Annotated in this window: 26 protein-coding genes; 14 read left to right on the plus strand and 12 right to left on the minus strand. The window is 40.7% G+C overall.

The annotated features are described in order from the left end of the window. Positions 1 to 292: 292 nt before the first annotated feature. Positions 293 to 766 (minus strand): hypothetical protein, encoded by a 474-nt coding sequence (locus NCWK1_RS25135; RefSeq protein ID WP_103126587.1) that lies wholly within the window; start codon positions 764 to 766, stop codon positions 293 to 295. Positions 767 to 898: 132 nt separating this feature from the next. On the opposite strand from NCWK1_RS25135, the gene NCWK1_RS25140 reads away from it, so the two are divergent. After that, the gene (locus tag NCWK1_RS25140; protein WP_103126588.1) at positions 899 to 1,552 is read left to right on the plus strand and encodes a tetratricopeptide repeat protein; all 654 of its coding nucleotides are present in this window, start codon (positions 899 to 901) and stop codon (positions 1,550 to 1,552) included. A gap of 23 nt (positions 1,553 to 1,575) precedes the next feature. Here the strand turns inward: NCWK1_RS25140 and NCWK1_RS25145 are convergent, their stop codons facing one another. The 5 genes from NCWK1_RS25145 to NCWK1_RS25165 all read right to left on the minus strand — a co-directional run bounded on the left by NCWK1_RS25145 (position 1,576) and on the right by NCWK1_RS25165 (position 8,160). Continuing rightward, positions 1,576 to 3,144 (minus strand): DHA2 family efflux MFS transporter permease subunit, encoded by a 1,569-nt coding sequence (locus NCWK1_RS25145; protein WP_103126589.1) that lies wholly within the window; start codon positions 3,142 to 3,144, stop codon positions 1,576 to 1,578. A gap of 182 nt (positions 3,145 to 3,326) precedes the next feature. Continuing rightward, a complete protein-coding gene (locus NCWK1_RS25150) occupies positions 3,327 to 4,589 on the minus strand; it encodes an MFS transporter (RefSeq protein ID WP_103126590.1) in 1,263 nt (420 codons plus the stop codon). Between the two features lie 101 nt (positions 4,590 to 4,690). Next, positions 4,691 to 6,151 (minus strand): HlyD family secretion protein, encoded by a 1,461-nt coding sequence (locus NCWK1_RS25155; protein WP_103126591.1) that lies wholly within the window; start codon positions 6,149 to 6,151, stop codon positions 4,691 to 4,693. Between the two features lie 141 nt (positions 6,152 to 6,292). Continuing rightward, positions 6,293 to 6,760 (minus strand): MarR family winged helix-turn-helix transcriptional regulator, encoded by a 468-nt coding sequence (locus NCWK1_RS25160; RefSeq protein ID WP_096574966.1) that lies wholly within the window; start codon positions 6,758 to 6,760, stop codon positions 6,293 to 6,295. 131 nt (positions 6,761 to 6,891) lie between these two features. After that, complete coding sequence (locus tag NCWK1_RS25165; RefSeq protein ID WP_103126592.1) at positions 6,892 to 8,160, minus strand: FAD-dependent hydroxylase; 1,269 nt, start codon at positions 8,158 to 8,160, stop codon at positions 6,892 to 6,894. A gap of 368 nt (positions 8,161 to 8,528) precedes the next feature. Here NCWK1_RS25165 and NCWK1_RS25170 point away from each other — a divergent pair, with 368 nt between their 5' ends. The 3 genes from NCWK1_RS25170 (at position 8,529) to NCWK1_RS25180 (ending at position 12,556) form a co-directional block, all read left to right on the plus strand. Continuing rightward, positions 8,529 to 9,539 (plus strand): DUF2235 domain-containing protein, encoded by a 1,011-nt coding sequence (locus NCWK1_RS25170; RefSeq protein WP_103126593.1) that lies wholly within the window; start codon positions 8,529 to 8,531, stop codon positions 9,537 to 9,539. 75 nt (positions 9,540 to 9,614) lie between these two features. Further along, complete coding sequence (locus NCWK1_RS25175; protein ID WP_103126594.1) at positions 9,615 to 11,252, plus strand: peroxidase family protein; 1,638 nt, start codon at positions 9,615 to 9,617, stop codon at positions 11,250 to 11,252. A 110-nt stretch (positions 11,253 to 11,362) separates the two neighbouring features. Further along, positions 11,363 to 12,556 carry a catalase family protein gene (locus NCWK1_RS25180; RefSeq protein ID WP_103126595.1) on the plus strand — a complete coding sequence of 398 codons (1,194 nt, stop codon included), beginning with the start codon at positions 11,363 to 11,365 and terminating at the stop codon, positions 12,554 to 12,556. A gap of 135 nt (positions 12,557 to 12,691) precedes the next feature. Here the strand turns inward: NCWK1_RS25180 and NCWK1_RS25185 are convergent, their stop codons facing one another. After that, on the minus strand, positions 12,692 to 13,450 hold the full coding sequence (locus NCWK1_RS25185; protein ID WP_096574951.1) for a YebC/PmpR family DNA-binding transcriptional regulator: 759 nt from the start codon (positions 13,448 to 13,450) through the stop codon (positions 12,692 to 12,694). A gap of 236 nt (positions 13,451 to 13,686) precedes the next feature. On the opposite strand from NCWK1_RS25185, the gene NCWK1_RS25190 reads away from it, so the two are divergent. From NCWK1_RS25190 to rpmA, 3 genes are all read left to right on the plus strand, one after another. After that, on the plus strand, positions 13,687 to 14,943 hold the full coding sequence (locus NCWK1_RS25190) for an ABC transporter substrate-binding protein (RefSeq protein WP_422730891.1): 1,257 nt from the start codon (positions 13,687 to 13,689) through the stop codon (positions 14,941 to 14,943). Positions 14,944 to 15,285: 342 nt separating this feature from the next. Continuing rightward, entirely contained in the window at positions 15,286 to 15,684 is a 399-nt protein-coding gene (gene rplU, locus NCWK1_RS25195) for a 50S ribosomal protein L21 (protein ID WP_096574949.1), read from the plus strand. A 26-nt stretch (positions 15,685 to 15,710) separates the two neighbouring features. Beyond that, a complete protein-coding gene (gene rpmA, locus NCWK1_RS25200) occupies positions 15,711 to 15,989 on the plus strand; it encodes a 50S ribosomal protein L27 (protein ID WP_096574947.1) in 279 nt (92 codons plus the stop codon). A 110-nt stretch (positions 15,990 to 16,099) separates the two neighbouring features. On the opposite strand, the gene NCWK1_RS25205 is transcribed toward rpmA, so the two are convergent. Next, the gene (locus NCWK1_RS25205; RefSeq protein ID WP_096574945.1) at positions 16,100 to 16,546 is read right to left on the minus strand and encodes a hypothetical protein; all 447 of its coding nucleotides are present in this window, start codon (positions 16,544 to 16,546) and stop codon (positions 16,100 to 16,102) included. Positions 16,547 to 16,880: 334 nt separating this feature from the next. On the opposite strand from NCWK1_RS25205, the gene cruF reads away from it, so the two are divergent. The 3 genes from cruF (at position 16,881) to lspA (ending at position 19,118) form a co-directional block, all read left to right on the plus strand. Further along, positions 16,881 to 17,789, plus strand: coding sequence for a gamma-carotene 1'-hydroxylase CruF (gene cruF / locus NCWK1_RS25210; RefSeq protein ID WP_096574943.1), 909 nt, complete (start codon positions 16,881 to 16,883; stop codon positions 17,787 to 17,789). A gap of 231 nt (positions 17,790 to 18,020) precedes the next feature. Beyond that, positions 18,021 to 18,575 carry a biotin transporter BioY gene (locus NCWK1_RS25215; protein WP_103126603.1) on the plus strand — a complete coding sequence of 185 codons (555 nt, stop codon included), beginning with the start codon at positions 18,021 to 18,023 and terminating at the stop codon, positions 18,573 to 18,575. Between the two features lie 69 nt (positions 18,576 to 18,644). Further along, positions 18,645 to 19,118 (plus strand): signal peptidase II, encoded by a 474-nt coding sequence (lspA, locus tag NCWK1_RS25220; RefSeq protein WP_096574941.1) that lies wholly within the window; start codon positions 18,645 to 18,647, stop codon positions 19,116 to 19,118. Positions 19,119 to 19,150: 32 nt separating this feature from the next. On the opposite strand, the gene NCWK1_RS25225 is transcribed toward lspA, so the two are convergent. From NCWK1_RS25225 to NCWK1_RS25235, 3 genes are all read right to left on the minus strand, one after another. Continuing rightward, positions 19,151 to 19,432 (minus strand): hypothetical protein, encoded by a 282-nt coding sequence (locus NCWK1_RS25225; protein ID WP_096574939.1) that lies wholly within the window; start codon positions 19,430 to 19,432, stop codon positions 19,151 to 19,153. Between the two features lie 87 nt (positions 19,433 to 19,519). Continuing rightward, the gene (locus NCWK1_RS25230; RefSeq protein ID WP_103126596.1) at positions 19,520 to 20,560 is read right to left on the minus strand and encodes an ABC transporter permease; all 1,041 of its coding nucleotides are present in this window, start codon (positions 20,558 to 20,560) and stop codon (positions 19,520 to 19,522) included. Between the two features lie 113 nt (positions 20,561 to 20,673). Further along, complete coding sequence (locus NCWK1_RS25235) at positions 20,674 to 21,192, minus strand: adenine phosphoribosyltransferase (protein ID WP_096574934.1); 519 nt, start codon at positions 21,190 to 21,192, stop codon at positions 20,674 to 20,676. A 331-nt stretch (positions 21,193 to 21,523) separates the two neighbouring features. Between NCWK1_RS25235 and NCWK1_RS25240 the strand changes: the two genes are divergently transcribed. Both NCWK1_RS25240 and NCWK1_RS25245 read left to right on the plus strand, forming a co-directional pair. Then, the gene (locus tag NCWK1_RS25240) at positions 21,524 to 22,150 is read left to right on the plus strand and encodes a DUF3038 domain-containing protein (protein ID WP_096574932.1); all 627 of its coding nucleotides are present in this window, start codon (positions 21,524 to 21,526) and stop codon (positions 22,148 to 22,150) included. Then, the gene (locus NCWK1_RS25245; RefSeq protein ID WP_103126597.1) at positions 22,147 to 23,610 is read left to right on the plus strand and encodes a DUF4335 domain-containing protein; all 1,464 of its coding nucleotides are present in this window, start codon (positions 22,147 to 22,149) and stop codon (positions 23,608 to 23,610) included. Before NCWK1_RS25240 ends, NCWK1_RS25245 begins: the two co-directional genes overlap by 4 nt. A gap of 58 nt (positions 23,611 to 23,668) precedes the next feature. Here NCWK1_RS25245 and NCWK1_RS25250 read toward each other — a convergent pair whose 3' ends face one another. Then, complete coding sequence (locus NCWK1_RS25250) at positions 23,669 to 24,034, minus strand: winged helix-turn-helix transcriptional regulator (RefSeq protein WP_096574928.1); 366 nt, start codon at positions 24,032 to 24,034, stop codon at positions 23,669 to 23,671. Between the two features lie 114 nt (positions 24,035 to 24,148). On the opposite strand from NCWK1_RS25250, the gene NCWK1_RS25255 reads away from it, so the two are divergent. Both NCWK1_RS25255 and NCWK1_RS25260 read left to right on the plus strand, forming a co-directional pair. Further along, entirely contained in the window at positions 24,149 to 24,607 is a 459-nt protein-coding gene (locus NCWK1_RS25255; RefSeq protein WP_103126598.1) for a hypothetical protein, read from the plus strand. A 132-nt stretch (positions 24,608 to 24,739) separates the two neighbouring features. Further along, positions 24,740 to 26,691 (plus strand): AsmA family protein (locus NCWK1_RS25260; protein WP_146034044.1); only part of this gene is annotated, 1,952 nt, incomplete at its 3' end.

Genomic DNA, 26,691 nt, shown 5'->3' on the forward strand with positions numbered 1-26,691 from the left:
CTTTCAGCCTCAAAGGCTCAACTTTCAGCTTCAGAGGTTCAAAACGTGAGTTCTACAAGTCTTTTTTGACCTCACCCCAACCCCTCTCCGACGCGGAGAGGGGCTTAAATATGCTTAACTACCGACGAAAAATTGAGCTTTTGAAGCCTCTCTCCTTGTAGGGGAGAGGTTTGGAGAGGGGTTTGATTATGATTTTGGACTTTTCAAACATCCTCTAAGAAAAATACAAAATAGGGACACATAATTTTTGTGTCCCCATACTAATTATTGGTGCGATCGCCTATCCTAAACTTTACCCAGCCACAACTTCAGTTTTCTTTTTCTTAGAACGGCGGGTAAACCTGCGTCCCATTTCATCAATGACGCTATCTAAACCAGCGACATCACCACTAGCCTTGGCATAGTTATAAACTGCTAATGCTGCTGTATATGCTTCACTACCAGATGCCATACAAGTATCATCCACCAGTTCTTGCAGTTGCGTTAAAGACAACAATACGGGATACAACGCTTCATACAGTGCTAAGTCCCGCCGCATTTCTTCGATATCAAAGCAACGGGGTAAAAAGTTGGGGTTTTGGGTGGCGACTTCTAAAGCTTTGCTGACAAAGGCGCGGCTTTTATCGCCCATTTTGACTATTGTGCGACGGTCTTCAGTGGTCAAGTCAATTAAAAATGGTAATTTTTCTTTGATAGTCGCGATTGCTTGCATAACTGCATCTCTATCTGCGGCGGTTAAGTTGGCACTGATGCGATTCTCTGCCATATTTACTACAAAGTATACTCTTAATCTCAGTATTCCCAAACTTGGAGAGCGATCGCTAATCTCTGAGGGAACGTTAGATCATACACTTCCATCTATGATAAGGATCAGGACATTATTGAGGAGTTGAAGGCAATGAAGATTCTACCTATTAGTAGCATGATCCTAACTCTAATAGCTGCAATTGGTGGATCACCATTAGTGTTAGCACTTCCCCCAAAAGTGGCGTTACAAGGAAATGCACAGATTACTGAAAAACAACCAGTTAAACTAGCACAGTTGCAAGACGACAATAATTCAGAGCGATCGCAATTAGTGCAACAAGCCAACGCTTTATATAATCAAGGAGATTTAACAGGTGCCGAAAAAGTTTTACGTAGATTGAATAAAAAATATCCTGAAGATGCTTTTGGGCATTTTCAACTAGGCAATGTACTCCTCCGTCAAAAGCAGCCTGAAGCAGCTATTTCATCATATCAAGAAGCTATTCGCCTCAAGCCCAAATATGCCTTAGCTTACAATGCGCTTGGTGTTGTTTATGCAACTCAAGACCGCTGGGATGATGCTATTAGTCAATATCGCAAAGCTTTAGAAATAAATTCTAATTATGGCGAAGCAATGACCAATTTAGGACAGGCACTATGGCAAGTTAATAAAAAAGATGAGGCCGTTGCTTCTCTAGAAAAAGCTTTAAATATTTTTAAAACCCAAAGTAGAAATGATAAGGTTTATCAAATTCAACAAATGTTAAAACAAATCAGAACTGCGGATGACCCTAGTGTGTCTTGAACAAGCATATAGATTGTATAACTCTAATGGGCAACTGCACCGCCAGTTGCTTTCACTTTTTTAATGAACAAAATAGCAATACCGCTGACTAATAAAGCTAGACCAATAAAATAAAAACAATCGTTAAAAGCCATCACAAATGCTTCGCGGCGGACGACATTAGAAATAGATGCGATCGCCTGATTTTGAGCAGTACTCAAATCTGCACCGCGACTGATAAAATATTGGGTCATCTGGTCAATTCGTTGTTGCGTTTCTGGGTTATATAAAGATACAGCATCTCCTAATCTATTAGAGTGAAATTGCTCTCTATTAGTTAATAAAGTTGCTAATATGGCAATTCCTAAAGAACCACCCATATTTCGCATCATATTAAATAAACCACTGGCTGAACCTGCATCTTTAGGATTCAACCCCGCAGTTGCAATTGATGTTAGGGGAACCATAATTAATGGTTGTCCCATAGCCCGCACCAGTTGTGACCACCGCAATTGATCTAACCCTGTTTGATTAGTTAAACCTGCATTCATAAATGCACTAATCGCAAATAATGTAACTCCTAACGCCACCATAAACCGCACATCAATGCGTTGCATAAGTTTAGGAATAAAAGGAATAATAAATAATTGCGGAATACCCGCCCAAATTAACACTTCACCAATTTGCAAAGCATTATATTGTTGAATTTGGGCGAGATATAAAGGCAAAATATAAATCGAGCCATATAATCCTATCCCCAGAGAGACATTCACAATACTGGCTAAAGCAAAGTTGCGATAACGCAAAAGACGCAAATTAATAAATGGTTGCTTACGAGTTAATTCAATCAAGAAAAATAAAGTCAGAAAAATTGCAGCAATAATACTCAAGCGCACAATCAATGGTGAACCAAACCAATCTTTGCGGCTACCTTCTTCTAACACCACCTGTAGGGAACCTAAGCCAATAGCCATCGAAATAATTCCCCACCAGTCACCCTGTTTTAATAACTGTATTTGGGGTTGGACTTGCTTAATTCCATACCACACACCAGCCAGCATTAATGCTCCAGGAAATACATTAATATAAAAGCTATATTCCCAACTATAATTTTCTGTTAACCAACCGCCTAATGTCGGGCCGATTGATGGTGCAAAAACTGCTGTAATTGCAAATGCAGCTAGTCCAATTGATTGCTTGGCTGGTGGTAATGTTGTTAAAACTACTGTTAAAGATGAAGGAATTAAAACTCCGCCTGTAAAGCCTTGCAAAGCACGGAAAAGAATCATAGAATTTAAATCCCAAGCCCAAGCGCAGCAAATAGAGAAGAAGATGAATAATACTGTATTAACTAGTAAATAAAGCCTGAGAGAAAAAACCCGTGATAACCATCCTGTTAAGGGAATAACGACAATTTCTGCTACCAGATAAGCAGTAGAAATCCAAGAACCTTCTTCTAAAGTTGCGCCTAAAGATGCTTGAATTTCTTGCAATGAAGCGTTAGTAATTTGGATATCCAAAACTGCCATAAAGGCACCAAGCATACTGGCTAATACACCAATCCAAGTTCTTAGAGGTATGCGTTCTGGTGCTACAGCAGAAACATTAGCCATAGTATTGCTCCCGGTTGAGGTGCGAATAAAATTGGAATAATATTAAAAATTTACCATTGATAGTAAGTTAGAGGTTACAGAAGAGGGATATCTACAGATATTCTCTTAAGTCTCTCTGCACCTCTGCGTGAAATAACTTCTCAACGTCAACACAGTTAGCAATTGAAGCCTGATTGATAAATCTACTTCTTAGCTACAATACCTCTTTGTTCATAAATAGGCATCACCATTTTTCGTAAAGCAGGAAGTTGTCTACTAAAAAATATTGAACCAATAATACAAGCTATACCATCAATTATTAATGTATTAGGAGCGCCAATTATATCTGCAATTCCGCCTCCGATTAAATTGCCTATAGGTATCATGCCTAAAAATGACATTGTGTATAAGCTCATCAATCTGCCACGTTTATCTTCTTCAACAATAGTTTGCAAAAATGTATTGCTCGCCGCAATCTGTAAAATAGTTCCTAAGCCAACAAATAGCATTGTGAACAACGATAATGGTAAAAATCGAGATAATGCAAAGGCGATTAAACCACATCCTAATATTGCTGGTGCGATCGCAATTAATTTCCCAATTCCTAAAATGGTTTGGCGCGTAGCGAGATATATTCCCCCTGCTAATGCTCCTAACCCTGATGCAGCCATTAAAAAGCCTAAAGTTTCCGCACCACCTTTGAGAATTGTTTCGGCAAATACTGGCACAAGAATTGTATTTTGTAACCCCATTAAACTAACCAAAGCTGATAGCAATAAAATTGCGCGAATGGGTTGAAAGTTAAAGGCATAGACAAAACCTTCTTTAACTTTTTGTAAAGGATTACCTGAATTAACCGGAATTTTCCACGGTTTAACTGTCATCGCCAGTAACCCTGCAAGCACAGCAATATAACTCAAACCATCTATTAAAAAACAGTAAGCTACACCAACTCGCGCAATCAGTAATCCTCCCACAGCGGGGCCAATTAGTCGCGCCCCATTAATCATAGTTGAGTTGATGGCGATCGCATTGGCTAAATCATCTTTGCGTTCTACTAATTCGGGTACGAATGCTTGTCTGGCTGGTGCATCCAAGGCGTTAATAAATCCTTGTAATAAGCTCAAAGCAATAATATGCCAAATTTGAATCACCCCTGTTAGTGTTAAGGTAGCTAACGCTAACGATTGGATCATCGCCATAATTTGTGTACCAATCAAGGTACGATACCGCGAAAAGCGATCTACAAATACGCCGCCCAAGGGAGCGAGAAAAAAGCTAGGAATTTGACTAGCAAATCCCACAACTCCTAACATTAATGGTGAGTTAGTTAAGTCATACACTAGCCAAACAGTAGCTAGTTGAGTCATCCATGTGCCAATTAGAGAAATGCCTTGTCCGGCAAAAAACAAACGATAGTTTTTTGATCTGAAGGCAGGTATTTGCAACTGTTTAAATATTGTCATTGGTCATTTGTCATTGGTCATTTGTCCTTAGTCAATGGTCAATAGCTAAGAATTGATGACTATTGACATCCGTCGAACTCAAGTTAATTTCACACTTTACCTCACTTCACTTCAACAGTAACTTCCGCAGACATCCCTGGTGTAATCCGTGAGTCGTAACCTTGCATACTCTTTTGGTCTAAAACTATTTTGACGGGGATACGTTGTACAACTTTGGTAAAGTTACCTGTAGCGTTGTCTGGCGGTAACAAGGCAAATTGCGCGCCGGAAGCTGGCGAAACACTGTCAACTCTTCCGCTAAAGGTGTGATGGGGAAAAGCATCCAGTTTCACTTCTACTGGTTGTCCTGCTTTCATCCTTTCTAATTGAGTTTCTTTGAAGTTGGCTACTACCCAATTTTCGTTATCAACGATCGCCATTAATGGTGATCCCGCTTGGATTCTATTCCCAACTTCCACGGTTTTTTTACCAACTCGTCCGCCACTAGGAGCCGTAATGTTGGTGTAGGATAACTGCAATTGGGCATCTTTTAATGATGCTTCGGCTTGGGCGATCGCTGCTTTAGCCGCTTCGTATTGACCCCGTTTCACACTAGTATCTTGACCGCCAGCTGTCGCTTGTTGCAACCCACCTCTCGATGCTGCAAGTTTGGCTTGGGCGCTGGTGACACCTTCTTGGGCTTGTGCTAGTTGAGATTGGGCTTTGGCTACTCCAACTCTGGCTGAGGCTAACCTAGCTTGGGCTTGTTGAACTCCTTGGACAGCCGCATTTTTCTGCGCTAAAGCCACATCATAAGCTGCTTTGGCTGCATCCAACTGTTGACGCGCGATCGCCCCTTCTTTATACAAGCTGTTGTAACGGTTATAATCTGTTTCCGCTTTTTGCAAATTAGCGTTGGTTTGGGCTACTTGGGCTTGGGCGGCGGGAATTCCGGCTTGGGCTTCTTGTACTGCTGCTTGGGCGGCGGGAATTCCAGCTTGGGCTTCTTGTACTGCTGCTTGGGCGGTGGAAATTGCCGCTATTGCATTACTAACATCACCTTGCGCTTGAGTTGTCTTTCCACTAGTGGTTTCAGAACTTAAGGCAATATTGGCGGCGGCGGCTTGGGCTTGGCTACGGGCATTTTCTAAGGCGGCGGCGGCCTGCTGCACTTTACTTTGATAATCGCGGGGGTCGAGTTTAACTAATAACTGTCCCGGTTGCACTTCTTGGTTATCGTTAACTAAAACTTGGGCAACTGTTCCCGGAATTTTGCTACTAACTTGGTGAACATGTCCTGTCACCGTAGCGTTGTCTGTTTCTTCGTGGGTGGAAGCAAACTGCCAATAGTGATAACCAAATGTACCTGCGGCGATCGCACCTACACCCAAACCAGCCAAAATGAAAGGCAATCGCTTTTTACTACGAGGTTTGTCTTTTTTCTCTACCTCTGGCTGTACATCGGTTTCTGGTGCTTCTGGCGTGGCGATCGCTGTTTCTAAAGTTTCGGTATCCGTAATCATTTCTGTTTCGACAACAGCTGTTTTCTCTTTGTTGCGTCCGTTGAAAGTAGTTGTCGTCATAGTTCCCCTCTTCCTTGCTCAATCATTAGAATACGTACTATTTAGTTACAAGCTGCTCTTAGTCTTTTATTTAGTATGCTAAATATTTTCTCAAATAAATTTATACATGGCTTCACCCGAATGGGCGATTGTCATCCAGCCTTAAGATAGGTTAGCAATTGCTCTATTTAGCAGTTGAGAAAAGAATTCACGGTCATCGGGAGAAATACCACGCATGGCATCTTCACGTAATTCTGCGGCTAGGGGAGGTAATATTTTTTCTAAGTCTTTACCAGCATCAGTTAACCAGATGCGCCAAATGCGGCGATCATGCACATCTCGTTCTCGACGAACTAAGCCGCGTTCTTCCATTCGGTCTAGTACGCCTGTTAACGTTCCACCTACCTGTTGCAACTTCTCGCCAATACTGGATGTGGGTAAACCATCTTCTTGCCACAAACAGCACAATACCAACCAATGAAATGGTGTTAGTCCAAAAGGCTCTAGTTTTTCAGTAAACTTGCGGGTAAGCAGTTGTGAAAGCAGCTTGATTCGATAACCTAAATTGTAAGGTGCTAAAACTTGCTGCCACGACTCTAATGCGGTAGAATTATCAGGTTTGACAACCATTATAAAAATTACTTAGCGTGCGTAATATTTAGTATAACTACAATTATTCATCTTGGCAATAGAGCGATCGCATTCAGCAATAAATTGGTAGAGTGGATGCGATCGCACCTACAAAATTTGGTGTTGAATTTTTAAAACCGTTGTGCTAATTGCGGAGTTCGCCCCTTTAAACCAATCATTAACTTTAAGGCAAATACCTTTAATAGGGGAACGCGCTGCATCAACCATAAACCCAAACGACGCAACATCACTAAGGGTAAGATTTGGTTAGAAAACATCCGGTCTAATAAATCGGTGAAACCTAAAATTGTCAGGTTTTCCAGTTTCCGCCAGCGTTCATAGCGTTTGAGGACTTGAATTTTGCCGATATCTTCGCCTTTAGCATAGGCTGTTTGGATAACTTGCGCTAGAGCTGCTGCATCGCGAATACCGAGATTTAAACCTTGTCCACCAACGGGATGACAGTTGTGGGCTGCATCACCAATTAGTGCTAAACGGGGGAGAACATAGCGATCGCTTTGCATGAGTTGGACTGGGAAGACGAAGCGATCGCCTAATAATTCCAATTTGCCCATTTGATCACCGTAACGGCGGCTTAATTCTGCCAAAAATTGCTGATCATCCAAAGCACATAAGGCTTTTGCTTCTTCATGGGGTGCTGTCCAGACAATGCGGCAACGGTTCCCCGGTAAAGGTAAAATTGCAAACGGGCCGCTAGGCCAAAATCTTTCGTAAGCTGTATCGTTGTGGGGTTTCTCCGGTTTGACAAAAGCAACTATACAAGATTGCCAATATTTCCAACCATGAGTTTTGATACCTGCTGCTTGGCGAATAGGCGATCGCGATCCATCCGCCGCCACTAATAACTTACTGCGGACTGTATATATCTGCTCAGAAATCTTGATATCGATTGCCACTATATCCTGCTGATGTTGCGTATTAACTACTTCCGCCGGACACAGATAATTCACATTAGGGCATTTCTGAACAAATTCCTGCAAAGGCTGCAACAAAGCTTGGTGTTCAGCAACGTAACCTAACTCTGGTGTGTCTTTAGCCAGATCAGCAGTTGCAAATTCCACCACATCAGGATAATCAGCATCCGAAAGCCGCACATGGCGGTATTTGGCAATTTGGGGTAAGATTTTGTCCCAAACTCCAATACCTTGGTAAATCAGCGCCGAAAGCAAATGGACTGCATAAGCTTGGCCTTTAGCCACGGATGCTGATGTTATCTTGGCTTCAATTAGCAGAATATTCAAGCCAGAGTCTTTTAAAGCGGCGGCTAGGGTTAACCCAACAATTCCACCGCCGACAATTACCAAATCATAGTCGTATCCCCGCTTGTCTGCTAAGGGTTGCTGAGGGGAAAGAGTTTGAGTAAGTTGGGTTAGCGCCATTGTTAAGAGAAATTAAGCCATCTTAAATATTATTCTTACGCGATCGCCCCTGATAGAGCAAGTTGATTAGCGAATTTTCCGATTCCATCAACAGACTGAAGTATTTCATTAACTTTTTTAACTATTTTCATTGCCTGAAATGTCTTAAATGTCTTAACTGTCCCAAAAAATAAGCAGAAAGTAAACTTATTGTACAAATACTTGCTGGATTAATTAAGTGTTTGTAGTCTAACGTATGGCAATTTAAATACTAAAAAAATAATTACCATGCCTAAAAAATAGTCTTGATTTGACCTATAAATATGAGTCAAATTGTGACATTTTTTGTTCTGCTTTCTCAAAAAAATCTAAACCTTTAAAACAGAACAATGAAACGTCTGGTTATTTGTTGTGATGGAACTTGGCAACAGTTAGCTAATCCCTACCCAAGCAATGTGGTGAAACTGGCTCAATCTGTAAAGCCAATTGCTCAAGATAAAGTTCCCCAGATTGTCTTTTATGATGAGGGCATTGGCACTGAAAGTCAAAAGGTTTTGGGAGGAGCTACCGGATTAGGAATCGATAGAAATATTGAAGATGGCTATCGATTTCTGGTTCTCAACTATGTTCCTGGTGATGAGATCTATTTATTTGGCTTTAGTCGTGGTGCTTATACAGTCAGAAGTCTAGCAGGAATGATCTATTGTTCAGGTTTGCTAGACCGACCACATATCACCAAAGCACATGAAGCTTACGAGCTTTATCGTAACCGTAATGTCAAGCCTAAAGACAAGGAAGCAGTAAACTATCGCAAGACATACGGAGAAAGAGTTCCCATCACCTTGATTGGTTGTTTTGACACCGTAGGAGCGCTGGGGATTCCTGGGTTAGCTGTCTTCAAAAAGTTTCATGACCAACTTAATCAACGCTACAGATTCCATGACACTACTTTAAACAAAGATATTCAGAATGCGATCCACGCAATGGCGATCGACGAAATCCGAGAAATCTTTGATGTAACGCCCATGAAACCCCATCCTGAAGCGACACATCAACGAGTAATTCAAAAGTGGTTTCCTGGTGAGCATGGTTGCGTTGGTGGTGGAACTGAAGAACATAGCGGATTATCCGATGCAGCCTTGCAGTGGATGATTGATTCTGTCGGTAATTTAGGATTAAGACTGGACTTTGATCCAAGTGTAATTCCCACAGGTATCAACCCCAATTATGAATGTGAGTTTAAGAACGATCCTGGATTTTTTAAATTAGCAGGAATCAAGCTGCGTGAGGTTGGGGATTCTATTGAAGATATTCATGACAGTGCAATCAACCGCCTAAAAGGTCGCAAGGACTATAGACCAAAAAATTTAAAAACAATTATTTCCAAATTATTGGATTAATTCCAGATGAGGAAATTTTTTGGCGATCGCTAACACTAATAAATTCTAGGTTTAATCAATACAGAGGTAATTATTATGGCTGGTAAAAGAGACACATCTAGAGATGGTTTAAACAACAAAATTCAAACATTAGTTTTAACTAACTTTAAAGGGCTTTGGCAATTAATTCAAAGCAATGAATCTATCAAACGTAAAGTTAACAAAGCATTGCTCAATAGTCTCATCTACAAAATTCCTACTCGTCCTAATCCCTACAGTATGATGACACTAGATAAGCATATTCCTGATACAGATAAGGAGAAGAAAACAGATACTTATACTTCCTGGGACTCACTCAACGATCGCACTTATACCGGAAGACATTTACCACCCAATCCCAAGTTAAACGACCCAAATAATCTACCAAAGGTTGAAGACCTAGCAATTTTATTCCGCAAAAGAGACGGGAAAACAATTTACTCTAGCAAATCAACAATGCTGTTTCCCTATTGGGTGCAGTGGTTTACTGATAGTTTCCTCCGTCTCGACCACACTAATAAATTAAAAAATACATCCAATCATGAAATTGATTTGTGTAATGTTTATGGTTTAACTAGAAAACAAACACATCTTTTACGCAGCTTTAAAGGTGGTAAATTTAAAACTCAAAAACTCAAACGGCAAGATGGTGTAGAAGAAGAATATCCTCTATTTTATTATGCTGATCCAGCACAGGGCATAGTTGACCCGCAATTTGTCGGTCTTTATGAACCCGTCAATGATGAAAAAAGACAGCCAGCAGATAAAAAACAATATCTGTTTGCAATGGGGGTAGAACGCGCCAATGTGCAAATTGGCTATGTCATGCTCAATACTCTCTGTCTGCGGGAACATAATCGTTTATGTGATGTATTAGCCAGTAATTATCCCGATTGGGATGATGAACGCCTCTTCCAAACTTCGAGAAATATTCTCATGGCAATTATTCTCAAAATAATTATGGAAGAGTACATTAACCACATCACTCCTTATCACTTTAAACTATTTGCTGATCCTGAAGCTTTTACAAAAGAAAGTTGGTATCGTACCAATCATATGTCAATTGAATTTGACTTTGTTTATCGCTGGCATAGTGCGATTCCTGAAACATTTACTTGTAACGGCAAACCCACTCATGTTGCTACAACTCTCTGGAATAATAAAATATTAATTGACCAAGGGTTAGGAGCATTAATGGAAGAAACTTGTTCTCAACCAGGAACAAGAATTGGTTTATTTAACACGCCTGATATATTAGTTGAATTAGCTGAATTACCTTCAATCAGACTGGGACGGGAACTGCAATTAGCCAGCTACAACGATTATCGAGAATTGTGTGGTTTCCCCAGAGTTAACAGCTTTGATCAAATTACTGGTGATGAATTTACTCAACAGAAACTAAAAGAATTCTATGGTCATGTTGATAATATTGAGTTCTTTGTAGGACTCTACTCTGAAGATGTGCGCCAAAATTCAACCATCCCACCTTTAGTAGCACGTTTAATTGGGATTGATGCCTTTTCTCAGGCACTAACTAATCCTTTGTTATCACCTAAAATCTTCAATAAAGATACTCTTTCGCCTATAGGTTGGGAAATATATCAAACTACAAATACCGTCTCAGATTTAGTTAATCGCAACGTTCCGTCATCAGGCAAAAAGTACAAAGTTACTTTTGATTTACACAAGGAATAGCTGATTTTAGTTTGATTGATCAGGACAAAATATCCCCAACTTCTCAAAGAATTGGGGATATAAAGGTTAAAAAATATCTCACCACAATTATTCTATCTATCTGTTGAACAATGAACCTATTTACAGAATATCCAGAACAAGACGAAGCAAAATATTGCGCTCTCATGAGTGAGCTAGTCAGAAAGAACATGGATAATCTTTATGGAGGTGAGAAGCAAAAAATTGCTAAGCGAGATACTCACTCTAAAACTCACGCTGCTGTTCAAGGTACTTTAGAAATTTTCGACTTTGATGAAGCCGCAATTAAACAAGAGTTACGTCAACGCACTTCCTTAACTGAAGCTCAAATTCAAGGAATTTCCCTGAAACAAGGTTTATTTGCCAAAGCAAAACAATATCCTGTTTGGTTAAGATTTGCTAGTGGTGCATTCTCCGTCAAAAATGATTATGAAGGTGATACACGTTCTATGGCGGTGAAAATTCTTGGGGTAGAAGGAGAAAGATTGCCACAAAGCCATGAGTTGAAAACCCACGATATTATTGTCCACAATACAGAACTCTTTTTTGTCAGAACCATTAAAGACTTCTACGGCTTTTTTTTGGCGATTTATCGAGCAGGTTTATTTCCGCTATTTAGGTTGTTGGTGCTGTTATGGCTCAAGTTACATCCCTACGAATCGAATCTTTTACAAACTAGTTTCAAACGTTTTCCTAAAAGTTTACTCACAGAACGCTATTGGAGTGCTTCGGCCTATGCAGTGGGACTCAAATCTGATTTTGACCCATCCCAACCAGGTCGAGTTCCGGTGGAATATCCAGCTGTAATTAAATATGGGTTTACTCCAGTTTCTAGTCAACAACCCTATCAACCACTTCCTCTAGAGTCCAGAGCAGAAACTGAACTTCAGCGTGTCAAAGCTTCAAGTGCAGAGGATAACTACTATCGAGAAGATATTATTCAGGCTTTAGCCAAGCCTGATGCTGAATACACTTGGGACTTTCAAATCCAATTTCAAACTAAACCAGAGATGTCGGTTGATGATTCCACTATTCCTTGGAATGAAGCAGAATCACCTTTCTTGACAATTGGTCGTCTGACGGTGAAGCATCAAAAAGTTGATTCTCCCTTAGAAAGTGACTTTGGGGAAAATCTCAGTTTTTCTCCAGGGAATGGTTTAGCAGTACATCGTCCTGTCGGTGCGATTAATCGATTGCGCTACACAGTTTATTCTATTGTTGCTCAGTCTCGTCATAGTAAACGAGGAGTCAAATATCAAGAACCAACTGTTGAGACAAAATATTAAGTCAGTCTCATGACTATTTGGGTTCGGTTAAATTTGTATACATAGCAGAAAGCTGGAAACAGAAGTTAAAAACATTACTGTTTCTGGCATTCACTTTTTTAGAATGTCTGAATCTATGTGACTACAGCTATGTGCTTAAACAACACTCACAGACAATAACTGTTCTGACATATCAAAATTAGATGTGACATTCTGCACATCATCTAAGCTTTCTAGAGTATCGATTAACTTTAGCAGCGATCGCGCCTGGTCTGAGTCTGTCACTTCTACATTATTACTGGGAATCCAGCGCAATTCGGCATCAGTGACTTGAAAACCCTTATCTTTGAGGGTTTGGTTGAGAATTTCTAAATTAGCAACCTCCGTCACGACCTCGGCCGTCTCCTCTTCCGTCATTTCATAAGACTCAGCGCCACCTTCTAAAGATGCTTCTAAAAGCTGGTCTTCATCAACCACACCTTGCACAATACACACACCCTTTTGGTCAAACATCCAGCTAACGCAACCAGTCTCACCCAGATTTCCACCGTTTTTACTAAAAGCCACCCGTAAATCAGCCGCCGTGCGATTGCGATTATCAGTGAGGGCTTCAATTAAAATTGCGACACCACAAGGGCCATAACCTTCGTAGCGAATTTCTTCTAGACTATGATTATCGCCGCTAAATGTACCTGCACCTTTAGCGATCGCTCTTTCAATATTGTCATTGGGGATACCCGCCGCCTTTGCTTTTTCAATTGCTGTGCGTAGTTGAAAATTCCCGCTTGGGTCTGGTACACCATTTCTCGCCGCCAAAATAATTGCCCGCGATAACTGAGTGAAAGTCTTTCCTCTTTTGGCATCCACTACAGCCTTTTGGCGCTTAATATTAGCCCATTTACTATGACCTGCCATAATTTGAAACTATTTATGTTCTCTCCAAAGATTAGGATATACAAGTGAAGTATGAAGTATGAAGTGTGAAGTATAGAAATTTAACTTTCATTCTTCATAAGTTGCTATTCCCTGTTAGATTAATGATTCATCTTCTCCAGCGAGTTTTGGCGCGATTTGTGTTTACTATTCACACATTTAGGCGCAGAAAAAAGAAATTGCCACAATATCTTAAGCAATTACTCCTGTTATTACTGATGGGCATAGTTGCTTTAAGTGGATGTCAAAATCTGCGTTCTAGAGTTGAAACAGGTAAGGTAACTCATATAACTTTATGGCATGGTGTGAATCCACCACCAAATCGGGATGTATTGCAAAAGCTGGTAGATAAATTTAACCAAACCCATACAGATATTCAGGTAGAGTCTTTATACATTGGGCAACAGGATCAGCAAACTCCGAAAATTTTAGCAGCTGTTGTTGGCAATGCACCCCCGGATTTATTATGGTACAACCCAACTATTGCTGGGCAACTGGTAGAACTAGGAGCGTTGATTTCTGTAGATGAAATGCTGGCAGACTCCCCAGTTAAAAGCGAAATTGACCCGACTTTGTATGCGGCGATGGAATATAAGGGTCAATTATGGTCAGTTCCCTTTGCCACAAATAACCTCGGCATTTTTTACCGTCCGAGTTTGTTTAAAGCAGCAGGGATTATGGAAATTCCTCGAAACTGGCAAGAATTTCGCCAAGTTGCCAAAAAATTAACCCGTGATTTTAACAATGATGGGCAGATAGATCAGTATGGAATGTCTCTGCCTTTGGGTAAAGGAGAATTTACTGTTTTCTCTTGGTTGCCATTTATGTGGAGTAGTGGCGGGGAACTAGTGAGCGGCGATGCCCAAAATCCCGCAGGTGTGAGATTAACCGAAAATCAAGGAGCGATCGCCGCCTTACAATTTTGGCGTAACTTAATTACAGATGGTTCCACAATGTTATCTAGTCCAGAACGAGGATATGAAACAGACCCCTTGCTATCGGGAAAAGTGGCAATGCAAATTAATGGCCCTTGGAATTTAGGACAATTTCAAGATACTAACGTTGATTTTGGTGTTTTTCCCCTGCCGAATAACCAAAAACCGGCTACGAATATTGGCGGTGAAAATCTGTTCTTATTTAAAACCACACCAGAACGCCAAAAGGCAACATTTAAATTTGCTGAATATGCCATGAGTGCCGATTTTCAAACAGAATTAGCTCTAGGTACTGGCTATTTACCGATTAATGTAAAATCTCGCCAAAGCAGCAAATATCAAGAATTTGTCAAGAAAATACCACAAGTAAAAGTCTTTTTAGAACAAGCCCAGTATGGTCGCAGTCGTCCAATTTTTCCTGGTTACAATCGTATTTCTGATGGTATTGGACGGGCAGTTGAAGCAGTATTGTTGGGTAAACTTTCGCCAGTCGAGGCACTACAAGCCAGTCAGCAGCGTTTGGATTTAATCTTTAAATAAAGCCAAAAATAGCCACATAAGGGAAAAATCTGAGCAGTGACATCTACTGCTCAGATTCTTTGGTGCTGTTCTGTGTCATTATTAACTTCAGTCGAATTTGCAAAGATTACGCAAATCTGAAAAAAATAATCTGTAAATTTACCCAATAGTTTTACTTCTAATTAAATATTGACTTTAGTCTGGTTAATAAAATAAGATATCAGATTGTCTGTCTTATTCCTGCTCGGATCAGGTAGACACATCACAAAAGCTAACCACAGCGATTCATCAAGCTCAGGTATATCGCCTTCTCTACAAGAGATTTTAGTTAGCTACCTGTACGGCAACTCTAAGGACAATTTAATGACCTACGCAATTATTGAAACTGGTGGCAAACAATTAAGAGTTGAGCCAGGCCGTTTTTACGATATTGAACTGCTGACTGCTCAACCAGACGAAAAAGTTACAATAAATTCAGTACTACTAGTACACCATGACGGTGGACTCAGCATCGGTCAGCCTCTAGTAGCAGGGGCAACTGTAGAAGGGACGGTATTGCGGCATCTTAGAGGTCGCAAAGTCCTGGTATACAAAATGAAGCCGAAGAAGAAAACCCGCAAAAAACGGGGTCATCGTCAAGAAATAACCAGACTGTTAATTAATTCCATCACTCTCAATGGTGAGGTATTTGCAGCTGCTGAAGTTGCAACAGCCGAAACTAGTGCAGCTGAGAGTTCCCCTGCGGAAACCACTGCTGAATAATAGAAAAATAAGCATAAAAGGAAATTATGGCTCATAAGAAAGGAACAGGTAGTACACGTAACGGTCGTGATTCTAACGCTCAACGTCTAGGTGTGAAGCGTTTTGGTGGTCAAGTTGTTCGTGCAGGAAATATTCTTGTACGTCAGCGCGGTACTAAATTCCACCCTGGTAACAATGTTGGTATCGGTAGCGATGACACCTTATTTGCCTTAGTTGATGGTATTGTTACCTTTGAGAGAAAAGGTAAATCTCGTAAAAAAGTCAGCATTTATCCAGCGGCTGCGCCTGAAGCAGTAGCCAGCTAAAAATCTGGGAATTTGATTGATTACCCAGATTTTTCGGTAAAAAAATGAGGGTGGAAGTTACCAACCCTCATTTTTACTATTTATTAGAGCTTTAAATCTTGCGCTTCTACTTACCACATAGATGTATGTATTGATAATTCCTCGTGGAGAACTGCGCCGCAAGCTATACCTGTCAATGAAAATAAGGATGTAATCAAGAAGGCCGACCTGCCTTTAAATCCTGCTGTATGAAAATCAATTTTTGCTAATATTGCCGCAGAAATAATTAATAACGTATCGAGAAAGAGTCGAAACCAAGCAACCATTAGGAAAAACAAAAATGCCCCGCATACGGCAATTAAAAAAGTTCTAGTACTTGACTCAAAAAATACACTAGAATAATTAGCCATCGCTAAAAAGGGAACAGCTAAACTTGCTAACAAAATCAATACACCAAGTACCACTACTATCCAGAGAGGCCAAGGCATACGTGATTCAGATAACACCCAGCCTAGGGTAGTATAACTAACCAGTACTAATAATAAGGATGTCCAAGGAAGTCTTTTGAAAATTGACATGGGTTGATTTCGTCATGAATTAAGTAAAGTGATTTTTTGCATAAATTTTCAATTACCAAGTACTTGCTCTGACTTGTAGGAGCCTTGATGTTGGTGGGAGTAAAGGCGATCGCACCCTACAAGAAAGCAAACTTTAGTTGAATGTATTTTGACGAGAATGACTTAGACTATATGTTTATCATCCTATTTTTACAAGACGTAATCAATAGGCTGTTAGGCCAATTCTCTAAATTTACAAACAATTACGGTACAAACTAGTTAAATATTTTCGTAAACATTTGTAAACTGTTAGCAGCAGAGTAGCAAAGTATCACATCTGGATTAAGGAATTGTCATGAAACAACTTGTTGTCGCTGAGCGCGTAAGCCTCATCGGTCATATTGTGTCAATGGTGTTTGGGTTAGTAGGGATATTATTGGTTGTACCCAATGCCGAACTCATTTTGAACTTGTCTGAATTTGGACAAACTGCTATGCAGTGGAGTATGGCTGGTGGCGGTGTAGTTTATATGATTTTGGGTGCAGCAGCCGTATTGTTGTATGCCTCGCGGACATTAGGTGTGGGTCGTGCTGTGGCATTTCTGCTGCCTGCTGTATTAATTTCTTTAACCAGTGAACTTTTAGGAACTAGCACAGGCTTTCCTTTTGGTCACTACCACTATTTAAGTGGCTTGGGTTATAAAATTGCTGGTTTAGTGCCGTTTACAATTCCCTTATCTTGGTTTTATTTAGGCTGTGTATCTTACTTATTAGCCCGTGCAGGTTTAGAAGTAGATACAAAACCGAGCTTGTGGCGACATATTGGCGCGATTGGCTTGGGTTCTTTGCTGCTGACCTCTTGGGATTTTGTACTTGACCCAGCCATGAGTCAAACTACCTTACCCTTTTGGTATTGGCAGCAACCAGGTGCTTTCTTTGGAATGCCTTATCAAAACTTTGCTGGTTGGTTAGGTACTGGCGCAGTCTTCATGACAGTAGCAGCTTTATTGTGGAAAAACCAGCCAATTAAATTTGAGCGATCGCAACTTAATTTACCTTTAGTAGTCTATTTAAGTAACTTTGCTTTTGCAACAGTTATGAGCTTGGCTGCCGGATTCTCCATTCCTGTATTACTCGGTTTATTATTAGGAGTGACTCCTGCTATTACCTTGTGGTGGAAAGCATCAGCCGCAACTACTCAAGTGACCATTGAGCCAGCAACTCAAGAAGTTTCCGTGGCCAGCGTCAAAGTTGCTTTGAAGTAGTAAAAGTGGGCAAAAAGTAGGGGACAATGGGGAAATTTTTCTCAGTACCCAATAGCCCTAAATTAGTCATGAACAACAAGATCCCCGATTTCTTCAAGAAGTCGGGGATCTGAATCTGATTAAGTCTAATTAAAATCTAAAAATTACATTTTTGAGCATATATCAAGCATATTAAAGAGATTAACAGCTGAAAGTACAGATATTGTGGGAACTGTTCAATTATTATGGTCTATGATTGGCTTACTCCTGACAATGGGTGGCACATTTCTGGAAGCATATAGTATCACCTTGCCTTGGAGTTGGACTCAACATGGAATTCAAACCTTTTCTTTAGGTGTCACCTTCCAAATTGGGGCGGTGCTACTTGTAGGTTGTTTGGGAGGTCAAAATGCTGGTGCGCTCTCGCAAATTGCCTACTTGGTTATGGGTTTAACCTTACTTCCGGTATTCTCCGAAGGTGGAGGTCTTGGTTATGTAAGGCTTTCTCAGTTTGGCTATTTGTTAGGCTTTGTTCCTGGAGCATGGATTTGTGGATTTTTGGCTTTTCAAGCCAGACCAAAACTAGAATCTTTGGCATTTAGCTGTATTTGTGGCTTGTTAACGATTCACTTCTGCGGTATTACTTATTTGACTATTAGTTACTTTCTTCAGTGGCAAGGTACAGAAAATTTATCCTTAATCCAAGCAGTCTTGAAATACTCTTGGTTTGCCGTACCAGGACAATTAGCTGTAGTCTGTGCTGTTACCTCAATAGCTTATTTATTACGTCATTTAATGTTTTATTAGTTATTAGTCCATTGTCAATAGTTAGACTGACTTTTGACTTTTGACTTTTGACCAACTGACTAACACACCATGATTTTACAAAATCGCCTGTTTTGGCTTGCTGCTTTTATCTCTTTTTTCTTAGATCAACTGACCAAATACTGGGTAGTGCAAACCTTTAAATTGGGGGAAACATTCCCACTAATACCAGGAGTATTTCACTTTACTTATGTGACTAACACTGGTGCCGCTTTTAGCTTACTTAGTGGAAAAGTTGAGTGGTTACGCTGGTTATCGTTGGGAGTCAGTTTAGGGTTGATAGCCTTGGGTATATTTGGCTCAATGCTAAGTCGTTGGGATCAGTTAGGATATGGTTTAATTTTGGGTGGGGCGATGGGCAATGGTATCGATCGCTTTGTTTTAGGTTATGTAGTAGATTTCCTAGATTTTCGTTTAATTAATTTTGCTGTATTTAATATTGCAGATTCATTTATCAGTATTGGTATTGTTTGTTTACTGATAGCCTCATTTCAAAAAACCCCAACTACCCCCCGCAGAAGGTGACGCAGAGTTGAGCTATTGAACATTGACTCTACTTAACTATGCTGTAAAAACTCTACTTTAGGTACTAAAGGGTCAGTAACAATAGCTACGCCAATAAAACCCCAACGTTTCAGCAAGCTACTAAGTTGGCTTCCTGGTAGAGATTCTACAGCAAAGCGATTTGCCACATCTGCTGCATGGGTGTTGAGATAGCTTAAAGCATCAAAGTTTTCTCGAAACAGCAAGATATAACCTGATTCTTCAGCGTTGGGACGCGCTGTTAAGTAACGACCGTCAGCTTTTACACGCACTAGATAATAAATGTCGGAAAACATATTGTAAAAGTCCAATGTCAATAGTCAAGAGTCAATAGTTGATTGTAAATACTATGGACTATGGACTCTTGACTTATCAGTAAATAATTAAGCATCAAGACGAATACGCGGGTCGGCGACCTTTAACATTAAATCTGCGAATAAGTTACCGACATTCAACAGCACAGCACTCATCACAAGGCTCGCCATAACTAGATACTGGTCTTTAGCGATAACAGCTTGTAAGGTTAATCTTCCTAAACCAGGCCAGTTAAAGAACTGTTCGGCGATGAATGCACCACCTAATAAACTGGCTAATTCAAAACCGAGCAAAGTAATTAGGGGGTTAATAGCATTACGAAGGGCGTGAACGTAAATGACGCGATTTTCTGGTAATCCTTTAGCGCGGGCAGTTTGAATATAATCTTGACGTAGTACGTCCAATAATTCCCCACGGGTAATGCGTTGTAAACCTGCAAAACTGGTGATACTTAAGGCAACGGTGGGTAATATCATGTGCCAGCCGATATCAATAATTTTACCAAACCAAGATAAATCAGCATGATCGATGCTGGTCATACTGCCGACGGGGAATAAAGGAGAGGTAAATTGAGCGAATATTAATAAAAATAGGGCGGTGATAAAACTGGGAAATCCTTGTCCGGCGTAGCTAATGACCTGCAATATGCGGTCTGTAGCGCGATTTTGCTTCACCGCTGCGATGATACCCAAAGGAATCGCGATCGCCCATATCACAATTAAAGAAGCGATCGCGAGTAATAAAGTTGCAGGTACTCTCTCCCACAACAGCGAAGCTACAGAACGTTGGTAAACAAAACTTGTACCAAAATCTCCTTTGGTAAATATCCGCCACAACCATAAGAAATATTGCTCAGGCCAAGACTTATCTAAACCGAACTGTCTTCTAATTTCCTCAATGCGTTCTGGCGAAATTTTCGGATTTTGTCGGAGGGTATCGACATAATCCCCTGGAGACAATTTGATGATGAAAAACGACAGCGCTGATGCCAATAATAAGGTAAACAACGCTTGCAATATCCGCTTTAACACATAAATAAAAGTTTCACTCGTGATTAGCCTAATTAGCCAATCTCGACTTGTCTCCAAAGAAATTTTTGTAGCTGTCATAGTATTTAGTCAATGGTCAATGGTCAATGGTCAATGGTCAGTGGGTGATTAACTAGTCTAATAACCAAAAACTCTAGATTTTTGACTATGGACTATGAACTTTTGACCATTGACTAATATTCAATTAACGAGATAATCGGCACATCTGGCAGATTTTTCCGCCCTTGTAAATCTCGTAGCTCGATAATAAACCCAAAACCTACTAGTTCACAGTCAAGCTGTTGGACTAACTTGGCTGTAGCACTTGCTGTACCACCTGTAGCAATCAAATCATCGACAATTAAAACTCGGCTCCCTGGGTGCAAAGCGTCTTGGTGCATTTCCAAGCAGTCAGTCCCATACTCTAATTGATATTCAATTGAGTGAACTGCTGCGGGTAACTTACCTTTTTTCCGCACAGGAATGAACCCCGCGCCTAATTTATAGGCTAGAGGAGTGCCAAAAATAAATCCCCGCGACTCCATCCCGATAATATAATCGGCTTGGAATTCAGCTTCGTTGCATTTTTCGGCAAAAAAGTCAATAGTGTATCGCAGTCCTTCGCGATCGCGCAGTAGAGTAGTAATATCTCGAAATAAAATGCCAGGCTTGGGAAAATCTGGGATGTCACGAACTAGAGATTTTAAATCCATAAACAGTGAAGGAGTAGGTCAGACTGGAAAAATCGTACACTATAATGTCATACGCTGGATTTGAGGCTCTAGTATCATCATCCATTGACGATAGTGAGAATCTACACCAAGCTTAAATATGGACTGGTACTTAATAAAAGAAGGTGAACTGATGCTGGAAAAACTGAAATTTAAGTATACGCAAACTTTGTCGTAGAACAAGTTAAGTCATGTATACGTCAAGTATTATGGCTACTGCCACAAGTTTAATGTTATTTTTTGGCTACTTATCTTAAATTTAGTTGTACTAGTTGTATCTAGTCTGTTGGAAGCGCACAAGGTAATTTATCGAATGAATGTCTCCGCGAGCTTAACGCCGTTCAACAGTCCCGCACCTGCATCAACGCCAATGATTCTGGATACCTTACCAGATCCGGCAATCGCAGGACAAGGATGTCCGCCCAGAACCAGGGTGCAAATCGACCTCATCTTATTGGCCATTGAAGCTTTAGAACTAGGTGGTTCCGAAGCAATTTTGTCTTTTGCTGAAGAACTAGATTTAAAAGAGATTATTAAAAATCGGGTCAATTTATGGCGGATGCGTAGCTCTAGCCCTATGCGCCGAGCGAATATCCGCCGACCCCTAACTATTATGGAAGCCAAGGCTTTAGTAGTTATTGCTTGCTACATTGCGCGGCGGTTAACAGTTGTCATCCGCCAGATGCTCATGATATATCAGCAAATGAATGACAAGCAGATACCTCTAGAACAAAATTTGCGTTTATCTAACTACTTAGAACGCTTTCGAGCGCATTTTAAAAGTAGAATGAATGCCCGACGTTCTGGTGTACTGGCCTTAACTTCTGATGAAAAATTAGATGAGTTAGCTATTAATTTGCTAGAAAAACTACTATTTTGTACTGGTACGGCCGGAATGCAGCGGTTCTGGATTAGTCTTTTTGACGGGGAAGTGGAATGAACATTCAACGGAAGTACAGTTTACCTAACTGTACGTTGCTTTTAGAGGGTTTAAGTGATGCTTCCAGGGCGGCACATTTACAAGAGCTACGCCCAGAATTATCAATATTGGTAAATGTAGAATGCTATATATCTGGTTATAAGCAGCCTCTGGTGGGAGGCCGAGAATTTTTTGAAAGTTTGGTCAGGGCGGTGAGTGGCTACGCCCAAGAATTTTTAAGTAATGTGCCGAATCCTCAAGCTCATAACCAAGATTCGGAATTAGTAGAACTACAAAAAATTGACCATAACCGTCATAGACTGATTATTCATGCTGAAAGCACGACAGAAGGTTTGGAGTCGAATGCTAACCAGGCTAAATCACCGATTCAAATTGACATGAATACGGTGCAGTTATTTGATTTGGTAGAAGCTGTAGACCAGTTTTTTGCTGATACCCAAACCTTAGCAGAATTATCATTAGAGTTACAACCAGTTACCCGACGTTATGGTGGTGCTAATGAAATTCTCCTCAAGCAAGCAGTACCAGCCAGTATTGGAGTTGCGAGTGTAGCTGTCGCTGCGGTTGCTTTTAGTTTGATTCCACCTCCCCAAATTCGCACACCAGAACCACAACCAGAAACTCAGAGTAGCGCCACGCCAACACCTATTACTACGGCGACTCCCAGCACAACACCCTCAGCGGCGAACTCTCCCTTAGCTAGTGCAACACCCATAGCTGCTACTATCAACCCGACTCCAGTACCTACAGCAGCAACACCGCCGACAAAAGATTTAGAAGCACTGTTAAATACAGTTTCCGAAATCACCGACCCATCTCAACTACGCGCTTTGAATCGTCAGGTATGGAATCAACTTGATCCCGCGTGGAGTAACCGTTCGGCAATCAAAGATGATTTAGTTTATCGTGTAGGTGTGGCTGGTGATGGTGCGATCGTTGGTTATAAGGCGGTCAATCAAGGGTCAAATGACGGCATAGAGTTAACCCCACTACCCAAAGTACTTTACAATCCTGCTAAACGTTCGGCAATTACTAATGAACCAATAGCTCAATTTAAAGTAGTCTTTACTAACAAAGGTGTGTTAGAAGTTAGTCCTTGGCGCGGTTATGCTAGTACACCACAGGTAATTGGCAGTAAAATTACAGACGTTAATACAGTTAAAACTTTAAACCAAAAGCTATACAATACAATTCGCCAAAATTGGAAAGGTACTCCCACCTACACAAAAGATTTGCGTTATCGAGTCGCCGTTAATAAAGAAGGTACTATTGCTGATTATGAACCACTAAATCAGGTTGCTTTCGATTATTTTCGGGAAACTCCACTACCAAATATGTTTCAATCTGTTTATGGTTCTAATGGTGCAGCACCGAATAATCAAGAACCCCTGGCTCACTTCCAAGTAGTGTTCAATCCCAATGGCAAACTCGAAGTGACTCCTTGGCAGGGATATCGGTAAGTTAAAGAAGAAATGGTTAACTCAACTTATAAGCTTTGATTTTTCATTGACATAAGTTTTAGCGATCGTAGAGATCGCGAGATGCAACAACTTCATAAAAGTGTTCTCTAGTCCAACTGGCTAGTGACTGTAATGGCTCAATTAGTGTTTTTCCTAAAGATGTCAGAGAGTATTCCACACTCAAAGGCATCTGTGATAGAATAGTGCGCTCTACTAGTCCATGCCGTTCCAGTTTTCGCAAAGTTTGAGTTAGAACCTTTTGGGAAATTCCTTGAATGCAACGTTGAATCTCGCCATATCGCCGCGAACGGTAAGCCAAACAATACAGTACGATTACACTCCACTTATCTGCAATGACATCAAGAATTTGTTGAGTTGGACAGTCGAGTGTAAATATTTCTGGTTCGGGAAAATTGTTGAGCATGATGCTTGTTCACGCACCAAATGGTGCCTTATTGTTTTTTTGCAGAAGTCATTTTAGCCTGAAGTAACGACGGTTAAGGCTTCACAGACAAACAAAATAAAAGAGATATTTTTTATGAATCGAGAAGAACTCGGTAAATGGCTTCTCAGAGCAGCTGCGCTATCAACAATCATTGTTCCCATTGGCGTTGATGCTATCTTGTTAGCAAATGGTCACATGAACAACCCTGCGTGGCTACCTCATGCTAAATTGCATTGTGCTATGTCGTTTTTTGCTGCTGTATCTTTGGGCGGTGCAGCTTTGGCAATATTAAAAGTTCGTCCCGTAACTGACAATTTTTCGATGGCGCTGGCTACATTTCTCAGTTCTGCATTTTGGATTGGGTTAATTGCAGCAGGGTTTTGGCCAGGGACTTCTTACGGTTTTCTCAATGATCCGGTTCTTGGTAATATTCGTGAGCCGGAGTTAGCCGGAATTACAATTTATCCCAATGTTTTAGCTAGTGTAGTAACGATCGCAGTAGCTGTGGCGGGTTATTGGTTAACAAATTACAAACAGCCAATTAAGCAATAAAGTAAAATGTCATCTATCAGCAGGCGGAATTACTAATCTATCTAAAAAAAGTTTTTAGAAGTTAGTAAAAACAACTATGTTGTTTTCGGGTAATAATAACTTTGTTACTCGATAGCGTTGCTGGTAACGAAAATGACGCGCTCTCCCAATTCAGGCAATGATCAGGAGCCAACTAACCGTCGTTTATTACATCTTCTCCTTTTAAGACGTACTAGTCTGGTAGTTGGAATTATCCTGCTGGCTGGAACTGCATCGGGAATTTGGTGGGCAAGAAATTATGTATATAACGAATTAGCACCGTTAGTAGAGACAAATCTTGAACAATTACTGGGGCGACCGATAACATTAGGTCATGTTGAAGCCTTTTCACTTTCGAGTCTGAGATTTAGTTATTTATCGATACCAGCAACGCCTACTGATTCTGACCAACTGACAGCCAAAGCCGTTGATGTGCGCTTTTCTCTGTTACCAGTCATTTTCAGTCGCACACTACCTTTAAATGTCACAGTGGTGCAACCCCGTGTTTTTATCCAACAAGATCAGGAAGGTCGTTGGGTAACGGCGGCGGTGAAGTCTCAAGAAGGGCAAGGTATTATTCAAACACAGTTACAAACACTTGAGATTGTTGATGGCAATGTAGAATTATTACCAGCTTCTGCACCAACTAAACCAAAAGGTTCTGTAGTTATCAATCAATTTGGTGGGGTAGCGCGATTTTCACCAGATAATACACAGATTAGTTTTGAAATCAATGGTCAACTAACTAGAGGTGGTGCAGTTAAAATTACTGGTGATACACAACCAAAAACACAACAAACTAACCTTCAGGTTGTGGCGCAAGATTTACAAGCATCAGATGTTAGTCGATTAATTCAGTTACCCATTGTTTTGCAAGCAGGAAGGGTAAGTGCTGACTTGGGTGTGCAGATTCCCGCAGATGTTTCCGATATAGCAATTACCGGGACAGCTATTCCGCGTCAGGTGACGGCGCAAATTCAAAATATTCCCCAAAAATTTGTTAATGCTAACGGTAGATTAGTATTTCAAGGTCAGGCGATCGCATTAGATAATCTAACCACAAACTTGGGCAAAGTTCCCATTCTGGCTAATGGCACAGTTAATACTAAAACAGGTTTTAACCTCTCAGCGCAGGTAAAACCAGTCAATGCAAAAAACTTGTTAGATACTTTCAACGTTAAATCACCAGTTATCGCCACTGGGGAAATTCAAGCTAACGTCAAAGTCCAAGGTTCTCTTCAACAGCCAGTTCTCAGCGGTACAGTCAGCAACACCAAACCTATTCAAGTTGACCGCGTTCTATTCAAAGCTGTTAATACTGACTTTCGCTTGAGTGCATCTCAAAAGGTTTCTCAAATTGCTGTCTCTAATCTCAAACTTGTTCCCGCAGCCGGTGGGATAATTACAGGTGGTGGTCAAGCAATTCTAGGTGGTCAGGTAAAATTTAATGTGCAAGCTGAAGGTGTATCAGGAGATATACTGGCGCGGAGTTACGGCATAACACCACCTATTAATGTTGGCAATGTCTCAGCCAATACTCAAATTACTGGTTTGCTTGGCAAACAACCTTTAACACTCAACATCTCTAGCCTACAAGTGCAACCACCAGCTGGCGGACAAATTGTTGGCAGAGGTCAAGTTCAGCTGGCTCCCCAAGGTAGGGTATTGTTGAATGTTCTAGCCCAAAATTTACCAGGGGATGCGATCGCTAAAACCAACAACTCTTCCTTCACAATCAAAGTTGGGAATGTATCAGTAAATACTAGAATTTCTGGCGCGTTGGGGAATTTGCGGGCTGTGGCGCAAGTGCAAGCGCCTAATGCGACTTATCCCACCATAGGCGCAGCTGTAATTACTCAACAAGGGCAGAATATCCTTTTGCCCACGGCTGTGTTTAATGTGGCAGGTAATACAATTAGGGCTAGAGGTCAGGTTGTACAGAACCGCTGGCAAGCTTTTGTGAATACTGAGCAAGTTCAGTTAAGCCGTTTTAAACAGATTCCAGAACAATTTCAAGGAGTTGTCAATAGTGCATCAGTGAATTTGTCAGGAAGCACTAAATCTTT

This window comes from Nostoc cycadae WK-1, from assembly GCF_002897135.1.
Taxonomy (GTDB): domain Bacteria; phylum Cyanobacteriota; class Cyanobacteriia; order Cyanobacteriales; family Nostocaceae; genus Nostoc_B.

What these genes read in the sequence shown, in the direction of transcription:
- NCWK1_RS25135 (WP_103126587.1), bottom strand. Translation starts at nt 766, where the DNA reads ATGGCAGAGAATCGCATCAGTGCCAACTTAACCGCCGCAGATAGAGAT.
- NCWK1_RS25140 (WP_103126588.1), top strand. Translation starts at nt 899, where the DNA reads ATGAAGATTCTACCTATTAGTAGCATGATCCTAACTCTAATAGCTGCA.
- NCWK1_RS25145 (WP_103126589.1), bottom strand. Translation starts at nt 3,144, where the DNA reads ATGGCTAATGTTTCTGCTGTAGCACCAGAACGCATACCTCTAAGAACT.
- NCWK1_RS25150 (WP_103126590.1), bottom strand. Translation starts at nt 4,589, where the DNA reads ATGACAATATTTAAACAGTTGCAAATACCTGCCTTCAGATCAAAAAAC.
- NCWK1_RS25155 (WP_103126591.1), bottom strand. Translation starts at nt 6,151, where the DNA reads ATGACGACAACTACTTTCAACGGACGCAACAAAGAGAAAACAGCTGTT.
- NCWK1_RS25160 (WP_096574966.1), bottom strand. Translation starts at nt 6,760, where the DNA reads ATGGTTGTCAAACCTGATAATTCTACCGCATTAGAGTCGTGGCAGCAA.
- NCWK1_RS25165 (WP_103126592.1), bottom strand. Translation starts at nt 8,160, where the DNA reads ATGGCGCTAACCCAACTTACTCAAACTCTTTCCCCTCAGCAACCCTTA.
- NCWK1_RS25170 (WP_103126593.1), top strand. Translation starts at nt 8,529, where the DNA reads ATGAAACGTCTGGTTATTTGTTGTGATGGAACTTGGCAACAGTTAGCT.
- NCWK1_RS25175 (WP_103126594.1), top strand. Translation starts at nt 9,615, where the DNA reads ATGGCTGGTAAAAGAGACACATCTAGAGATGGTTTAAACAACAAAATT.
- NCWK1_RS25180 (WP_103126595.1), top strand. Translation starts at nt 11,363, where the DNA reads ATGAACCTATTTACAGAATATCCAGAACAAGACGAAGCAAAATATTGC.
- NCWK1_RS25185 (WP_096574951.1), bottom strand. Translation starts at nt 13,450, where the DNA reads ATGGCAGGTCATAGTAAATGGGCTAATATTAAGCGCCAAAAGGCTGTA.
- NCWK1_RS25190 (WP_422730891.1), top strand. Translation starts at nt 13,687, where the DNA reads ATGGGCATAGTTGCTTTAAGTGGATGTCAAAATCTGCGTTCTAGAGTT.
- rplU (WP_096574949.1), top strand. Translation starts at nt 15,286, where the DNA reads ATGACCTACGCAATTATTGAAACTGGTGGCAAACAATTAAGAGTTGAG.
- rpmA (WP_096574947.1), top strand. Translation starts at nt 15,711, where the DNA reads ATGGCTCATAAGAAAGGAACAGGTAGTACACGTAACGGTCGTGATTCT.
- NCWK1_RS25205 (WP_096574945.1), bottom strand. Translation starts at nt 16,546, where the DNA reads ATGTCAATTTTCAAAAGACTTCCTTGGACATCCTTATTATTAGTACTG.
- cruF (WP_096574943.1), top strand. Translation starts at nt 16,881, where the DNA reads ATGAAACAACTTGTTGTCGCTGAGCGCGTAAGCCTCATCGGTCATATT.
- NCWK1_RS25215 (WP_103126603.1), top strand. Translation starts at nt 18,021, where the DNA reads ATGATTGGCTTACTCCTGACAATGGGTGGCACATTTCTGGAAGCATAT.
- lspA (WP_096574941.1), top strand. Translation starts at nt 18,645, where the DNA reads ATGATTTTACAAAATCGCCTGTTTTGGCTTGCTGCTTTTATCTCTTTT.
- NCWK1_RS25225 (WP_096574939.1), bottom strand. Translation starts at nt 19,432, where the DNA reads ATGTTTTCCGACATTTATTATCTAGTGCGTGTAAAAGCTGACGGTCGT.
- NCWK1_RS25230 (WP_103126596.1), bottom strand. Translation starts at nt 20,560, where the DNA reads ATGACAGCTACAAAAATTTCTTTGGAGACAAGTCGAGATTGGCTAATT.
- NCWK1_RS25235 (WP_096574934.1), bottom strand. Translation starts at nt 21,192, where the DNA reads ATGGATTTAAAATCTCTAGTTCGTGACATCCCAGATTTTCCCAAGCCT.
- NCWK1_RS25240 (WP_096574932.1), top strand. Translation starts at nt 21,524, where the DNA reads ATGAATGTCTCCGCGAGCTTAACGCCGTTCAACAGTCCCGCACCTGCA.
- NCWK1_RS25245 (WP_103126597.1), top strand. Translation starts at nt 22,147, where the DNA reads ATGAACATTCAACGGAAGTACAGTTTACCTAACTGTACGTTGCTTTTA.
- NCWK1_RS25250 (WP_096574928.1), bottom strand. Translation starts at nt 24,034, where the DNA reads ATGCTCAACAATTTTCCCGAACCAGAAATATTTACACTCGACTGTCCA.
- NCWK1_RS25255 (WP_103126598.1), top strand. Translation starts at nt 24,149, where the DNA reads ATGAATCGAGAAGAACTCGGTAAATGGCTTCTCAGAGCAGCTGCGCTA.